This is a genomic window from Enterococcus sp. CR-Ec1 (assembly GCF_002850555.1).
In the GTDB taxonomy this organism is placed as follows: domain Bacteria; phylum Bacillota; class Bacilli; order Lactobacillales; family Enterococcaceae; genus Enterococcus_D; species Enterococcus_D entomosocium.
On sequence record NZ_CP025223.1, the window covers coordinates 297,782 to 313,702 of the forward strand.

The following is a 15,921-nucleotide window of genomic DNA, read 5'->3' on the forward strand; positions in this document are numbered from 1 at the left end:
AACTGCGGAACCTGAGCACAAAAAAGAACCAAACTCACCGATCATTGAGCGACACCCATAAGTCAGCTTTTGCTCTAACTTAAGGAGATCGCCTCAAAAAGACGAGTTGGTTCTTTTTCGATTAGGTTTCTGGTGGTTGATCCATGAGTTGGCGTTGGTTGTCCAAGACTTGCTTTTTGGCTACTTGTTTCTGGTAAAACCAAGCAAACAAGATAAACAATGCGATGCAGCCAAAGAACAAGCAAACACCGATAACAAAGCCTTGCGGCAAGAAGGAGAGTTCCAAGTGATGGGTGCCACTTGGGATCGTCACACTGATAAAGCCATCTTGAAAGGCCGTGATTGGGACTTCTTTGCCGTCAAGCGTAGCAGTCCAGCCCTTGTCATAAGGGATGGTTGTTACAAGCTGCTGCTCTTTTTCAGTCGTGATGTCGGCTTTGGCACTGCGTTTGCCGACCGTCATAGCGACCCCTCGTTCTTGGATCGCATCAATTGCTTGTTGGTAGGCGTTGGTATCCAAGGTCACGACTTGCGGGTTTTGGAAGGAGATTTCAGGCGTTCCGTAGAAGCTGACGGTGAATTGAACCGTCGTATCGGTCTCATAATGTCCTAAGTCGTAGTATTGACCGTTGATACTGATTTGCGTTTCTCGCTGCTGACCGTTGACTGTCACGGTGGCAGATGAGCTTTCCAATTCTCCGAAGTTGGCAGGGAAGAGACTCAAGTACGCTTGCGAGTTCGCCGGAACCTTCACTTGCCAAGTCACTTCTTTTGCGACATTGCTTTCTTGCTCAGTAAATTTCATATACATGCCGTCATTGGTGATATCTGTATTTTTACTATGGATCACCGTGATCGGCTGAAAGGCAAAATACTCTAAATTTAAATCGGCCAAGCCATTGAAAAGATTTTTCTGGCTCGTCAAGTTGTCGTTTTGCGGCTGTTCAATCGATTCGATGGTCGGTTCAGCCAAGAAACCTAGAGGTAACGCATTTTGATTTTCATAGAGCTTGTATTCACCAGATTCTCCGACTCGTTGAAAGCCGTATTTGGTGAGATTTGGCTTGGAGATATTGTATTTGATTCCTGTAAAAGCATCCATCAGCAAGGTATTATTCGGATAGCGGATATTTAAATTGGTGCCGCGAGACCGAAAGCCCAGCTTATCCAGGTAGCTTGAGGAATTGCGGTTACGAATTGAAGAAAACATGCTGACCCCGCTGTAGCCATAATTGATACTGTCGTTGGAAGAAACAGGATCAAGGTTTTCTAATCGGAAAAAGGTATCATTGTCTTCGTTGGCTTGAGTGACTAGTTTTTTGATGTCCGGATAAGGTTCTGTATACAAACTACGAGAAGCATAGTTCCAATCATTCAAAATTCCGCGAACCATGCCGCTCGTATTGACGGCCATTTCTCCGCAGACGAAGATCAGCATCAAGATCGTCACTCGTTTTTGTGTTAAAAGACCTAATTGCCCGAACCCAATACATAACAAGTAAAGAACAAAGAATACGATCGTTAGCGCAAAGGAAGTAGCGGAAACATATTCATAGGTTCCGGCTCCTTTCAATGCGTAGGAGAGGGCAAATACCACGATCGTAGAAAGACCAATAATGAGAAACAATCCGCGATCTTTTTGCTGAAGTTGCTCCCATCCGTATCCCGCCAGCATGATCACTAAGAAGGAGAACAAATAGGCATAGCGGAAAAGGAACATATTTGGGGCATGCATCCCGTGCCAAAAAAGATTCATCGGCACGATATAAAAACTGGCGATCAAAACAGCAAACATGCCAGCGTATAAGAATTTATCTTTCAAGCGGATTTTCTTCGAAACAAAATATAAAATACACAACAGCAACGGCAATAAGCCGATATAGATGAAGGGAATGGAGCCGTATTTTGTCGTATCGTAAACACCGATCATGTTTTTCATCACGAGATCAAAGACATCGGTGGCTTCGGTTTTAAAGGAAGAAATCGTCGTCAATTCTTCCCCGTTCGACCGCAAATCTAATAAGGCAGGTAAGATGATCACCATTGAGGCGCCGCCAGCTAACAAAGAGGTGATGCCGTAAGGAATGATCGCCCCGCGAGCTTGCTTCCAGTTGCGACCCAATTGAACCAAGAAATACATCACGGAAAAGAGACCGATCATAAAGCCCATGTAAAAACTGGATAAAAATAACAGCAGATAACTGATAAATAACACGACTGTTTTTTTCTTTTTCACTAACCGGTCAATACCTAAAATCACTAGCGGTAGATAGATCATGGCATCAAGCCACATGATCAGTTCCGAATGGGCGGTGATGAAGGACATCAAGGCATAACAGACTGCTAAGGTCACATGCTGCCAACGTTGGATCTTAAAGGTTTGGCTGGCATAGAACCAAAACGCCAAGCCCGCACTGCCGATTTTGATCAAGGTTAAAAAGTACAGCGCATCTGGCATTAGCTGATTTGGAAAAAATAAGACGAGGGGAGTGAAGATTCCCCCTAAATAATAGGAGATCAATGCCAGATAATTTAAGCCTAAAGAGGCGTTCCATGTATAAAAGATACTTTGCTTGCCTAAGAGCATATTGCGAAAGCTGGCATGAAAGTTTGAGAATTGCGAAAAGGCATCACTGGCTAAGACACTGCGGCTGCTGCCGGGGTAGATACCGATGGTCAAATAGATCACTGCCATGATAAGAAACGGCAAGAAGAAACTAGCAAGCATATAAGGCCAATGTTGTTTGGCAAATGTTTTTATTTTCGTCACAAGAAGTCACCTGTTCTTTATCAATTTTTTCTTAGTTTACCACAGGTGAATCGATTAAAAAAAACAAAGACCTATTTTCTTTAATGAAAACCTAAGTGAAAGCGCACCAAAGAAAAAAAGGGTACAAAAAAAGCCGTTCAAAACGAACGGCCGAAAAGGTCTAATTATACGCGCTCAACTTTTCCAGATTTCAAAGCACGAGTTGACACCCAAACTTTTTTAGGTTTTCCGTCAATCATAACGCGAACTTTTTGCAAGTTAGGTTTCACAGTACGTTTTGTCGCATTCATTGCGTGAGAACGATTGTTTCCACTTGCAGTTTTACGTCCAGTAAAGTAACAAACTTTAGCCATGTGGTTATTTCCTCCTTTGCCTTGATGTTGGAGCGCTATTTCAGCTCATACCATCTGAATTTATCACAGAAAGGTGAGAAAAGCAAGAGTAATTTTCAAGAAACATTGACTTTTCCCAGTAAACATTGTAAATTAAACAAGGTCGAAATGCAAGACGTTTGGTCAGAAAGCCCCTTTTCATATGTCTCATCCTTTTATTTGCGGTACAGCTATGATAAAATATGTAAGAAGAAAGATGGGTCATGCCCATTGAAGGAGGCTATAAAATGGCTGTAAAAATTCAAACCTCATCAGGTATTATTGAAATCAGCAATGAAGTCATTGCAACAGTGGTCGGAGGCGCAGCAACAGATGTGTTCGGCATTGTTGGTATGGCTAGCAAGAAACAAATCAAAGATAACATCAATGAAATTTTACGAAAAGAAAATTATTCTCGCGGTGTCGTTGTCCGCCAAGAAGAAAACGGCATTGCAGTGGATGTATACACGATTGTTAGCTATGGAACAAAAATTTCCGAAGTTTCCCGCAACGTGCAGGAAAAAGTGAAATACAACTTAGAAACGATGCTAGGTGTATCTGCGAACTCGGTAAATGTATTTGTTCAAGGCGTACGTGTACTGCCAGATTAGGCAAGGGATCCGTTCATGGCGGATGATTTTAAGGAGGACTATCTAAGTGAAGGTAACGAATATCAGCGCAAGTCAGTTTCAAGAAATGGTGCAGGCAGGCGCGGCTCGTCTACAAGTTAATGCAGAGTTTGTCAACTCATTGAATGTGTTTCCTGTTCCAGATGGAGACACCGGGACAAACATGAATCTATCCATGACCAGTGGAGCAAAAGCTGTCGCAGATGCGACTTCAGAAAACGTCGGCGATCTTGCCGCTACACTTTCAAAAGGACTATTGATGGGCGCACGTGGGAATTCCGGCGTCATTTTGTCTCAATTATTCCGCGGTTTTTCTAAAGCTATCCCGACCGCAGAAACACTCACTGCACCAGAATTGGCTCAAGCCTTTACTCATGGAGTAGAAACCGCCTATAAAGCAGTCATGAAACCTGTGGAAGGAACCATCTTGACTGTGGCACGCATCTCAGCTGAATATGGCGAGAAAAAAGCACAAACTACCGATGATTGTATCGAAGTGATGAAAGCCGTGGTTCACGGCGCAAAACGTTCATTGGCGAAAACCCCTGATCTATTGCCCGTCTTAAAAGAAGTCGGCGTGGTAGATAGCGGCGGTCAAGGATTGTTGTTTATCTATGAAGGCTTCTTAAATGCATTGACTGGGGAATACCCAGCCGATGAAATCTTCGAACCTTCCCCAGCGGCTATGGACGAAATGGTCAATGCCGAACATCATCGCAGCGTTCAAGGGCACTTAGCGACAGAAGACATCACCTTTGGTTACTGTACAGAAATCATGGTGAAGATCGGTGAAGGTCCGACTGTAGATAGTGAATTTGATTATGAAACATTCCGTAATTACTTAAACGAGTTAGGGGATTCCTTATTAGTGGTCAATGACGATGAGATCATCAAAGTCCATGTCCATACGGAACATCCCGGCGAAGTTATGAATTATGGTCAAAAATTCGGTTCGTTGGTGAAAATCAAAGTCGATAACATGCGTCTTCAGCATGAAACGATCTTGGAACACGATCAGCAAGAAGCAAAAACTGCACCAGTAAAACGTCCGCGGACACCATTTGCGATCATCGCGATCGCGGCTGGCGAAGGCTTGAAAGAATTGTTTACTAGCCTAGGCGCTTCTTATGTCATCAGTGGTGGCCAAACGATGAACCCAAGTACAGAAGACATTTTGGTGGCAATCAATGAAGTCAATGCTGATCAAGTGATCGTATTACCGAACAACAAAAATATCTTTATGGCTGCGCAGCAAGCAGCGGAAGTTTCCGAGATTCCAGTAGCGGTTGTTGAAACACGGACGATCTCTCAAGGGATGACGGCGATGCTAGCCTTCCACGAGCAATCCACACTAGCTGAAAACCAGCAAGCGATGACTGATGTCTTAGCAAGTGTTGTCAGTGGCTCAGTGACCCATGCGATTCGTAATACATCAATTGATGGCATCGAAATCACAGAAGGCGACTTCTTAGGAATGGTGGACGGCAAAATCGTTGTTTCTGTTCCTGATCGTTTCTCTGCTTCTATGACTACCTTAGAAAAATGATCACAGAAGATACTGAGATCGTCACCATCATTATCGGTGAAGAAGGCAAAGCCAAAGAAGCAGCGAAAATCGAAGAAGCGATCGTTGAACTGCATCCTGAGATCGAAGTAGAGATCCATCAAGGAGATCAGCCGGTTTATCCATATCTTTTCTCAGCAGAATAAACAAATTAGGCGGCGGGGGCAAAAATCGTAGATGATTTTTGGCTCCGTCTTTTTCTATGAATGCAGGAACCCCTGCAATGAATCAAAATCACTTTTGGAAAAGGAGGGTACCTATGCTGAATCAGCCACTTACGGTATTAAAGGGTGTCGGAGAAAAACGCGCCCAAGACTTGGCGAGTTTAGGAATCGAAACCATCGAAGACCTGCTAAAGTATTACCCGTTTCGTTATGAAGACATTCAAGAACGGCAATTAGCGGAGATTCAAGACCAAGAAAAAGTAACGATCAAGGGGATCGTCGTTTCCCCACCGGTCGTCAATCGCTTTGGTTACAAGAAAAGTCGGTTGCAATTTCGCATGATGCAAGACCACGATGTCTTTAATGTCTCCTTTTTCAATCAGCCTTATTTGAAGGATAAAGTAGAGGTCTCAGAAGAGATCGCCGTCTATGGCAAATGGGACGCCAAACGCAAAGGACTGACGGGAATGAAAATTCTCGGCAGCAAGAGCGCAGAAGACTTTGCCCCAATTTATCATGTCAATAAAGCCGTGCGTCAAAGTGTGTTGATCGAACTGATCAAACAGGCATTCCTTGATTTTGGTGATCAGATCACGGAGATCTTGCCTTTGTCATTGATCGAAAAATATCGGTTGTTGGATCGAAAATCCGCGATGTTTGCAATGCATTTTCCCAAAGATCCCCAAGAGAGCCATCAAGCGAAGCGTCGGGTGATTTTTGAAGAGTTTTTTTTGTTCCAAATGCAGATCCAAGGACTGAAGAAAAGCGAAAAAGCCGAGAAAAACGGCTTGGCGATCGATTATGATGTGCAACGCTTGAAAGAATTTACTCGTAAACTGCCCTTTGAATTGACGAATGCGCAAAAGCGCGTGACCAATGAAATCTGCCATGACCTGAAAAGTCCGCAGCACATGCAGCGGCTCTTGCAAGGAGATGTAGGGAGCGGGAAAACAGTCGTTGCGGCGATCGCCCTCTATGCTACGATGACGGCTGGCTTTCAGGGCGCACTGATGGTGCCGACTGAGATTTTGGCCCAACAGCACCTAGAGAGCTTGAATCAACTCTTTGACCCCTTAGAAGTGACCACCGCTCTTTTAACAGGCTCGACCAAACCAAAAGAACGGCGGGTCATCTTAGAACAATTAGCAGCTGGGGAGATCGACATCATCGTTGGGACCCATGCGCTGATCCAAGAAGGGGTAGACTTTGCACATCTTGGCTTAGTCATCACCGATGAACAACACCGTTTCGGGGTTAATCAGCGAAAAGTCTTAAGGGAAAAAGGCTATCTGCCTGATGTACTCTTTATGACCGCCACGCCGATCCCTCGTACGCTAGCGATCACGGCTTATGGCGAAATGGATGTTTCGGTGATCGATGAGATGCCGGCAGGACGGATTCCTGTAGAGACTCGCTGGGTCCGGCCACCGCAGTTTGAATCGATCTTAGAGTGGGCGCAAAAAGAATTGGCCCAAGGGCATCAGATGTATGTCATCTGTCCTTTGATCGAAGAATCCGAAATGCTGGATGTCAAGAATGCCACGGAGATTTATGAGCAGCTGCAAAGTTATTTTTCCCCAACCTATCAAGTAGGGATGTTGCACGGGAAAATGAAGAATCAAGAAAAAGACACTATTATGGAAGCATTCAAAGAAAATCAACTGCAGATCTTGGTTTCCACGACGGTCATCGAAGTAGGGGTCAATGTTCCCAATGCGACAGTGATGCTGATCATCGATGCTGATCGTTTCGGATTAGCCCAGCTCCACCAATTACGTGGACGGGTAGGACGCGGCGCCGATGCTTCTTACTGTATTTTGATCGCGAACCCGAAAAATGAGACGGGGGTCGAACGAATGAAAATCATGACAGAAACCACCAACGGCTTTGTAGTCAGCGAAAAAGACCTGCAGTTGCGGGGGCCAGGAGAAGTCTTCGGCAATCGACAATCGGGCTTGCCAGAGTTTGCGGCTGCCGATTTGGTCGCGGATGCCCATATTCTAGAAGTGGCACAAGTCGAAGCTACCCAGCTTTGGCAAAAAAACAGCTGGCAGCTGTTGCCAGAATTTTCGGCATTGGCGAACTATTTGGCAGCAAAAAAAGCAGACAAACAATTTTTTGATTAAAGAATATGCTATACTGATTGGGAAAATGAAGGGAGTGGCAGCGAGATGCGGATTGCTGTTGATGCAATGGGCGGAGACAACGCCCCAAAAGCGATCGTAGAAGGAGTCATGCTGGCGAAAAAAGACTTTCCAGAGATTGAATTCCTCCTTTACGGAAAAGAAAATGAAATCAAAAAATACATGACGGATGATAAAAATGTCACTATCATCCACACAGATGAAAAAATCAATAGTGATGACGAACCCGTCAAAGCAATCAGACGGAAAAAAACCGCTTCAATGGTCTTAGCGGCACAAGCAGTGAAAAATGGCGAAGCAGATGCGATTTTTTCAGCTGGAAATACCGGTGCCTTGTTAGCGGCTGGTTTGTTTATCGTCGGTCGGATCAAAGGAATCGATCGTCCAGGATTAATGTCCACAATGCCAGTGATCGGCAAAGATGCTGGCTTTGATATGCTGGATCTAGGTGCCAATGCCGACAATAAACCAGAACATTTGGCAAACTATGCCGTCTTAGGATCCTTTTACGCCCAAAAAGTTCGTGGGATCAATCGACCACGGGTCGGCTTATTAAATAACGGAACGGAAGAAACCAAAGGTAGTGAATTAACGAAAAAAGCCTTTGAACTGCTGTCAGCGGATCCTACGATCCACTTTATCGGCAATGTCGAAGCCCGGGAATTACTGGATGGTGCAGCTGACGTCGTCGTGACAGATGGCTTTACTGGGAACGCTGTTTTGAAATCGATCGAAGGAACCGCCTTGAACTTGATGGCGTTGTTGAAACAATCGATTCTTGATTCAGGTACCAAAGGAAAATTAGGCGCATTGTTACTGAAAGATGCATTGCGGAAAGTGAAAAATGAAATGGATTATGCGAAACATGGCGGGGCCGTATTGTTTGGTTTGAAAGCACCAGTCATCAAAACCCATGGTGCGACAGGACCAGAAGCGGTAGCGTACACCATCAAGCAGATCCATACGATGCTAGCAACAGATGTCGTGGCACAATTGGTCGCCCACTTTGAAGAAATGCCGGCTGCAAAAGACGAAACGCAATCATAATGCAATCATTGTAATGAAATTGCAAAAAAATCTAGACAAAAAGCATAGAAAGCAGTACAATGTTTGTTAGCCATTCTATGTTTTGTGCAAACGCGTGGAGGTGAAGCCAGTTGACACGAGATGAAGTATTCAAGAAAGTTGCGGTCGTGATCGCCAATCATTTTGAAATTGACGCAGAGAACGTAACGGATACGATGAGCATTAAAGACGACTTGAACGCTGATTCGATCAGTGTGATGGAATTCGTCCTTGAACTAGAAGATGAATTTGGTACCGAGATTTCTGATGAAGATGCCGAGCAGATCGAAACAGTCGGTGGAGCGGTTGATTATATTTCAAGCCATCTTGCTTAAGACAGACATAAGAGCTAAGTCCTAGATGACTTAGCTCTTTCTTTCTCATAATTGATCCGCTGTGATTTGGGCAGTTTTTCTTTAGAATCGAAATCAAAAAAACGATCGTTAAACCTGACATGACGGCGTTGGAAGCATAATGTAAATTTTCTGAAAATTCAGTGTATTAAGTTTTCTGGGACTTGCATTATTGTTAGCATTTCTATATAATTATTAAGAATATATTATACAATGTTAAGAAAGCTTTTGGAAATGAAATGCATGTTCCTTCTTTTTTACATTAAAACGCAAGACATCTTAGAAAGTAGAGAGGGGTATTCGATTGTCCAGAGATAATCAATTACTAGATGTTCAAAACCTTCACACAGGTTTTCGTATCAAAGACGATTACTATGACGCAGTAGATGGTATTTCTTTTACACTGGATCGTAATGAGATCTTAGCAATCGTAGGAGAATCTGGTTGCGGAAAAAGTACGTTGGCTACAACGATCATGGGGCTACATGACCCAAACAACACGAAAATCACTGGGGAAATCTTATATAAAGATTTAAACTTGTCAAACTTAAATGAAACGTTATACAACAAAATTCGCGGAAATGATATTGGGATGATTTTCCAAGATCCGTTGTCTGCACTGAATCCGTTGATGCGGATCGAAGACCAAATCAAAGAAGGTTTGTCTTATCATACAGATATGAATGCCGAACAGCGCCAAGCACGAGCATTAGAATTATTAGAACAAGTTGGGATTCCAAATCCGCCACGTGTAGGACGTCAATACCCTCATGAATTGTCTGGTGGGATGCGTCAGCGGGTCATCATCGCGATCGCGATTGCTTGTAAACCGCCAATCATCATTGCGGATGAGCCAACGACAGCGTTGGACGTGACGATCCAAGCACAGATCCTTGATCTACTAAAAGATTTGCAAGAAGAAACGCAAACGGGGATCATTTTGATCACCCACGATTTAGGTGTCGTAGCAGAGATGGCCGACCGAGTAGCCGTAATGTATGGGGGACAGTTTGTGGAAGTCGCATCAGCCGAAGAGTTGTTTGCCAATCCGAAACATCCATACACCCGCTCATTGCTTAACTCGATCCCTCAAGAAAATTCTCAAGACAGTGAACTGCATGTGATCGAAGGGGTGGTTCCTTCCTTGAAAAATATGCCTCGGACTGGTTGTCGGTTTGCTGCACGGATTCCTTGGATCCCTGAAAGCGACCACGAAGCAAACCCAGTCTTGCATGAAGTAGCACCTGATCATTTGGTCCGTTGCACATGCTACAAGCATTTTCATTTTAGAGACGAAGAAGGAGAAGTGTAGATGACAGAATTAATTACAATCAAAGATCTGAAAGTCCACTATCCTATTCGCAGCGGATTCTTCAACCGCGTCACGGATCACGTGTACGCCGTTGATGGTGTGGACTTCGTCATTGAAAAAGGAAAAACCTACGGATTGGTTGGTGAGTCTGGTTCTGGTAAATCCACAACTGGGAAAGCTATCGTTGGGTTAGAAAAAATCACTAGCGGCGAAATTATTTATGATGGGCAAGACGTGACTAAACGTTCTGTCCGCAAGAAAATGAACTACAACAAAGATGTCCAAATGATTTTCCAAGATTCAATGTCTAGCTTGAATCCTAAAAAACGTGTGGTGGACATTATCGCAGAACCATTGCGCAACTTTGAACGCTTAAGCGATCAAGAAGAGAAAACACGTGTGAAAAGTTTGTTGGATATCGTTGGGATGCCAGAAGATGCCCTATACAAATATCCGCATGAATTCTCTGGCGGACAACGTCAACGGTTAGGGGTTGCCCGTGCGGTAGCTTCCAATCCAAAACTGATCGTCGCCGATGAGCCGGTTTCAGCTCTTGACTTATCCGTGCAAGCACAGGTACTGAACTTTATGAAACGGATCCAGCAAGAATTCGGCTTAAGTTTCTTATTTATCTCTCATGACTTAGGGGTCGTAAAACATATGTGCGACAATATCGCCATCATGTACAAAGGCCGCTTCGTTGAGATCGGGACACGGGAAGATATCTACCAAGACCCGCGTCACATCTATACAAAACGTTTATTATCAGCGATTCCTCAAATCGACGTAAAAAATCGCGATGCTCACAAAGAAAACCGCCGCAAGGTCGAGTTGGAATATGTGACCCATCAAAAAGATTACTACGACGAATCTGGCAGAGTGTATGACTTGCGTAAAATCACCGAGTCGCACCAAGTCGCATTGAAAAACGGGGGTGCTGAATAATGTGGAAAACAATTCTACGTCGTTTGTTGTTGATGATCCCACAAGTCATTATTTTGAGTATCTTGATTTTCTTGATCGCACAAGCAATGCCTGGGGATCCATTTACTGGTTTGATCAATCCAAACCAAGATCCAGCTGTTATTGAGCGGATGCGTGAAGCCGCTGGTTTGAATGACCCATGGTATACCCAGTATTTCCGTTGGATCGGAAATGCCTTAAAAGGGGACTTTGGACAAAGCTTCATCTTTAAATTGCCTGTTTCAACATTATTAGCAGGACGTATCAGCAATACATTGTGGTTATCCTTATTGACGGTCATTTTGACTTACGTGATTGCCATTCCTTTAGGGATGTGGGCAGGACGTTACCAAAATTCATTGCTTGATAAAGTCGTCGTTGTTTACAACTTCTTCAGTTTCGCCGTACCGTTGTTTATCTTTGCGTTGATCGCATTGTTCATCTTCGGTTACCGATTGGCTTGGTTCCCAACGGGTGGTTCCGTTGCACCGGGGGTCAGCGGCATGGCTGAGTTTTGGAGTCGCTTGTATCACCTACTATTACCGGCAATCACTTCTGCATTATTAGGAACAGCAGTGACGATCCAATACTTGCGAAGTGAAGTCATTGATTCGAAATCATTGGATTTCGTTCGTACCGCTCGTTCAAAAGGGGTACCAACGAACAAAGTCTTCTCACGTCACGTTTTCCGGAATGCATCGTTGCCGATCGCATCACAAATGGGCTACGAGATCACGTCATTGATCGCAGGTTCTGTGGTCATTGAGAAAATCTTCGCCTACCCAGGTGTCGGAAAACTGTTTATCGATAGTATCGTCCAACGGGACTATGCCGTGATCACTTCACTGACATTGATCTTAGGACTAGCGACCTTGATCGGTACGCTGCTGTCAGATATCATCATGAGTATTGTCGATCCAAGAATCAGAATCCAGTAATAGGAGGGGATAAATGTGTCTGAAAAGAAAGAAAAAGTACTAAAACAAGAGAGCATCCCGCCTATGGGATTGAAAATGATTTTTCGCGAATTCTTAAAAGATAAAATGGCGATTTTTTCATTAGTTTTGTTAGTCGCAGTTTTATTATTCGTGTTTATCGGCTCGGCAGTTATCGATCAATCACAAGTGATGCGTGTCAGCATCCTTGATAAATATGCTGTACCTGGCGCGATTTCGCCAAACGGCGGCACCTACCTTTTAGGGGCGGATGAAGGTGGCCGTGATGTTTGGGGACAATTGATCATCGGTGCGCGTAACTCAATCTTGATTGGTTTTTCAATCACGATCATTACGTCGATCGTTGGGGTCGGATTAGGGATCATCTCAGGTTACTACGGCGGCATCATTGATAACATTTTGATGCGTATCGTTGACTTCGTTATGATTTTGCCGATCATGTTGATCATTATCGTTATCGTATCGATCGTACCTCGTTATAACGTTTGGACCTTTATATGGGTCATGAGTGCCTTTTACTGGGTCGGAAAAGCAAGGCTCTTCCGAAGTAAGACCCTTTCAGAAGGCCGTCGCGACTATGTTAGTGCATCGAAAACCCTCGGAACCAATGACTTTGTCATCATGTTCCGCGAAATCATGCCGAACCTTAGCTCATTGATCATCACCAACTTAACAATGAACTTTGCAGCGAATATCGGTATTGAAACGACACTAACATTCTTAGGTTTTGGTCTGCCGACCAATGTTCCAAGTTTGGGAACACTGATCGGATATGCCAGCAGCGGTGATGTGCTGGTCAACAGACAGTGGATCTGGTTACCCGCATCAATTCTAATTTTAGTCTTGATGTTGAGTATCAATTACGTTGGTCAAGCATTTAAGCGTTCAGCGGATGCGCGTCAACGACTAGGATAAACAAGGAGGATACAGGATGAAGAAAAATATTTTTGGTATGGTCACTCTTTTGTCAGTGTTAGCATTGGCAGCTTGTGGCAGCAACGGCGGCGGAACCGATTCTTCTGGTGGCGGCAATGCAGCAAACGATACGGAAGATGTAAGCAACTTCCCAATCGAAGTTAGCAATGATGCAGAGGCAATCGAAGGTGGTACTTTGGATGTTGCAGTAGTGATGGATACGCAATTCCAAGGGTTGTTCCAAACAGAATTTTATCAAGATAACTATGATGCACAATTTATGTTGCCAAGTAATGAAAGTTTATTCGTCAATGACGCTGATTTCAAAATTGTTGACGGCGGGGCTGCAAATCTTGAGCTAGATGAAGACAACAACACAGCAACAATTACTTTACGCGACAACCTGAAATGGTCTGATGGCGAAGATGTTACGGCAGATGATATCATCTTCACATACGAAGTAATTGGTAACAAAGATTATACTGGTATTCGTTATGATAGTAACTTTACTAACATTGTTGGTATGGAAGATTACCATGATGGCAAAGCTGATACTATTTCTGGTATCACCAAAGAAAGTGACAAAGTCGTTAAAATCGAATACAAAGAAGTTCACCCTGGTATGATGCAAGCAGGTGGTGGTATTTGGGCTTCTGCATTACCAAAACACGCCTTTGAAGGAATCGAAGTCAAAGATATGGAATCAAGCGATCAAGTTCGTAAAAATCCAATCGTCTTCGGACCATATGTAATGTCAAATATCGTAGCTGGTGAATCCGTAGAGTACGTTCCAAACGAATACTATTATGGAGATAAGCCAAAACTAGATAAATTATCATTTAAAGCAGTTCCAACTTCATCTATTGTTGAAGCGATGAACGCAAAACAATATGATATGGCTTTATCAATGCCGACAGATACGTATCCTACTTATAAAGATACTGATGGTTATCAAATCTTAGGCCGAACAGATACTGCTTACACCTATTTAGGTTTCAAATTAGGTAAATGGAATGCTGATGAAGGAAAAGTAGAATATAATCCTGATTCAAAAATGGCTGACAAATCATTGCGTCAAGCAATGGGGTATGCATTAGATAATGATGCTGTCGGAAGCCGTTTCTACAATGGCTTGCGTACAAATGCAACGACATTGATCCCACCAGTATTTGGCTCATTACACAATACAGATGTTGAAGGTTATACTTTAAACATCGACAAAGCAAATCAATTACTTGATGATGCTGGCTACAAAGATGTCGATGGCGACGGTATGCGTGAAGACAAAAATGGTGAGAAATTGACCATCAACTTTGCTTCAATGTCCGGTGGCGAAACAGCACAACCGTTAGCAGATTACTACATCCAACAATGGAATGAAATCGGACTTGATGTACAATACACAACAGGTCGCTTGATCGACTTCCAAGCATTCTATGACAAATTGGAAAATGATGATCCTGAGATTGATGTTTACCAAGGTGCATGGAATACTGGCTATGACCCATCACCAATGGGCTTGTATGGACCTAACTCTGCGTTCAACTACACTCGTTTTGAATCAGAAGAAAATACGAAATTGCTAGAAGCAATCGATTCAAAAGATTCGTTTGACGAAGCAAAACGTAAAGAAGCGTTTGATGCATGGCAAGAATATGCTGCTGATGAAGCATTTGTTATCCCAACACTTTACCGTAGTGCGGTGTTACCTGTATCAAATCGTGTCAAAGACTTCACATGGGCCTATGATGTGAATTACAATCCTTGGGCAACAATTTCAGTTACAGCTGAATCTCGTTAATCAATGATCGATGAAAAGACGTCCTTTCTGGGACGTCTTTTTTCTTGTTTTTTTGCAGGTATCTGAGGAAAACAGGCTTTTTTTATACAGGAGAAGAATAAGTAGATAAAATTTTATTACGGTCTTTCCAAGAATTTGGAGGAAACATTTCATAATTCGGCAAAAACCAGTATAATAGGGAAGTGTCGATAAACTAATGAAGGAATGTGACAAATGAATACACAATTAACGAAAGAACTAAAAGAAAAGTTTGATATTGTGTTCCATGATGTAGATCTGCTTGAACAAGCGTTTACGCATTCATCTTATGTGAATGAGCACCGCAACTTGCACTTGTCAGATAACGAACGTTTAGAATTTTTGGGCGATGCTGTCTTAGAGTTGATCGTTTCACGGTATTTGTATCGTGAATTGCCAGATCTGCCCGAAGGTAAGCTGACGAAGCTACGGGCGGCAATCGTTCGCGAAGACAGTTTATCCATGTTTGCCAAAGATTGCCGATTCGATGAATACATTCGTCTAGGCAAAGGGGAAGAAAACTCTGGCGGTCGTAAACGACCTTCTTTGCTTTGTGATCTATTTGAAGCCTTTTTAGGTGCGTTATACTTGGACCAAGGACTGGAAAGTGTCAGCGGCTTTTTGACGAAAGTTGTTTTTCCAAAAGTAAAAGCAGGTGCTTTTTCCCATGAGATGGATCACAAGACCCGCTTGCAAGAAGTCTTGCAGCGTGGCGGCGATGTTTCCATCAACTATCGTTTGATCAAAGAAGCAGGCCCCGCCCATGAACGGATTTTTTGGACGGAAGTCTATTGCGATGATACCTTGATCGGAAAAGGACAAGGAAAATCGAAGAAATTATCAGAACAGGACGCCGCGGCGAATGCCTTGGCAGATCTTGAACAGTAAGAGAGGAC

12 protein-coding genes and 1 pseudogene are annotated in these 15,921 nt (G+C 43.4%); 11 read left to right on the forward strand and 2 right to left on the reverse strand.

Annotation, left to right across the window (positions count from 1 at the left end; translation table 11 throughout):
- Positions 1-121: 121 nt before the first annotated feature.
- Both CXM95_RS01490 and rpmB read right to left on the reverse strand, forming a co-directional pair.
- Entirely contained in the window at positions 122-2,770 is a 2,649-nt protein-coding gene (locus CXM95_RS01490) for a YfhO family protein (protein WP_101698777.1), read from the reverse strand.
- 164 nt (positions 2,771-2,934) lie between these two features.
- Positions 2,935-3,123 carry a 50S ribosomal protein L28 gene (gene rpmB / locus CXM95_RS01500; RefSeq protein WP_005232504.1) on the reverse strand — a complete coding sequence of 63 codons (189 nt, stop codon included), beginning with the start codon at positions 3,121-3,123 and terminating at the stop codon, positions 2,935-2,937.
- A 266-nt stretch (positions 3,124-3,389) separates the two neighbouring features.
- On the opposite strand from rpmB, the gene CXM95_RS01510 reads away from it, so the two are divergent.
- From CXM95_RS01510 to rnc, 11 genes and pseudogenes are all read left to right on the forward strand, one after another.
- Entirely contained in the window at positions 3,390-3,752 is a 363-nt protein-coding gene (locus tag CXM95_RS01510) for an Asp23/Gls24 family envelope stress response protein (RefSeq protein WP_005227125.1), read from the forward strand.
- A 46-nt stretch (positions 3,753-3,798) separates the two neighbouring features.
- Positions 3,799-5,480 (forward strand): annotated as a pseudogene (locus tag CXM95_RS01515) (DAK2 domain-containing protein).
- Between the two features lie 77 nt (positions 5,481-5,557).
- Positions 5,558-7,624, forward strand: coding sequence for an ATP-dependent DNA helicase RecG (gene recG / locus CXM95_RS01520; RefSeq protein ID WP_254904959.1), 2,067 nt, complete (start codon positions 5,558-5,560; stop codon positions 7,622-7,624).
- A gap of 45 nt (positions 7,625-7,669) precedes the next feature.
- On the forward strand, positions 7,670-8,689 hold the full coding sequence (gene plsX / locus CXM95_RS01525; protein WP_005232496.1) for a phosphate acyltransferase PlsX: 1,020 nt from the start codon (positions 7,670-7,672) through the stop codon (positions 8,687-8,689).
- Between the two features lie 110 nt (positions 8,690-8,799).
- Entirely contained in the window at positions 8,800-9,042 is a 243-nt protein-coding gene (acpP, locus tag CXM95_RS01530; protein WP_005227129.1) for an acyl carrier protein, read from the forward strand.
- A gap of 322 nt (positions 9,043-9,364) precedes the next feature.
- Positions 9,365-10,372 carry an ABC transporter ATP-binding protein gene (locus CXM95_RS01535; RefSeq protein WP_005232494.1) on the forward strand — a complete coding sequence of 336 codons (1,008 nt, stop codon included), beginning with the start codon at positions 9,365-9,367 and terminating at the stop codon, positions 10,370-10,372.
- Positions 10,373-11,317 carry an ABC transporter ATP-binding protein gene (locus tag CXM95_RS01540; protein WP_005232492.1) on the forward strand — a complete coding sequence of 315 codons (945 nt, stop codon included), beginning with the start codon at positions 10,373-10,375 and terminating at the stop codon, positions 11,315-11,317. It abuts the gene before it with no gap.
- Complete coding sequence (opp4B, locus tag CXM95_RS01545; protein ID WP_005227132.1) at positions 11,317-12,273, forward strand: oligopeptide ABC transporter permease; 957 nt, start codon at positions 11,317-11,319, stop codon at positions 12,271-12,273. Before CXM95_RS01540 ends, opp4B begins: the two co-directional genes overlap by 1 nt.
- Before the next feature lie 63 nt (positions 12,274-12,336).
- Positions 12,337-13,206, forward strand: a complete 870-nt coding sequence (locus tag CXM95_RS01550) for an ABC transporter permease (protein WP_153883525.1) — start codon at positions 12,337-12,339, stop codon at positions 13,204-13,206.
- A gap of 16 nt (positions 13,207-13,222) precedes the next feature.
- Complete coding sequence (locus CXM95_RS01555) at positions 13,223-15,007, forward strand: oligopeptide ABC transporter substrate-binding protein (RefSeq protein WP_008376345.1); 1,785 nt, start codon at positions 13,223-13,225, stop codon at positions 15,005-15,007.
- A 213-nt stretch (positions 15,008-15,220) separates the two neighbouring features.
- Positions 15,221-15,913 (forward strand): ribonuclease III, encoded by a 693-nt coding sequence (rnc, locus tag CXM95_RS01565; protein WP_005227136.1) that lies wholly within the window; start codon positions 15,221-15,223, stop codon positions 15,911-15,913.
- The last annotated feature ends 8 nt before the right edge of the window (positions 15,914-15,921 follow it).

Coding starts and splice junctions, on each gene's coding strand:
- opp4B (WP_005227132.1), top strand. CDS start 11,317: ATGTGGAAAACAATTCTACGTCGTTTGTTGTTGATGATCCCACAAGTC.
- rnc (WP_005227136.1), top strand. CDS start 15,221: ATGAATACACAATTAACGAAAGAACTAAAAGAAAAGTTTGATATTGTG.
- CXM95_RS01510 (WP_005227125.1), top strand. CDS start 3,390: ATGGCTGTAAAAATTCAAACCTCATCAGGTATTATTGAAATCAGCAAT.
- CXM95_RS01540 (WP_005232492.1), top strand. CDS start 10,373: ATGACAGAATTAATTACAATCAAAGATCTGAAAGTCCACTATCCTATT.
- plsX (WP_005232496.1), top strand. CDS start 7,670: ATGCGGATTGCTGTTGATGCAATGGGCGGAGACAACGCCCCAAAAGCG.
- CXM95_RS01555 (WP_008376345.1), top strand. CDS start 13,223: ATGAAGAAAAATATTTTTGGTATGGTCACTCTTTTGTCAGTGTTAGCA.
- rpmB (WP_005232504.1), bottom strand. CDS start 3,123: ATGGCTAAAGTTTGTTACTTTACTGGACGTAAAACTGCAAGTGGAAAC.
- CXM95_RS01550 (WP_153883525.1), top strand. CDS start 12,337: ATGGGATTGAAAATGATTTTTCGCGAATTCTTAAAAGATAAAATGGCG.
- recG (WP_254904959.1), top strand. CDS start 5,558: ATGAATCAAAATCACTTTTGGAAAAGGAGGGTACCTATGCTGAATCAG.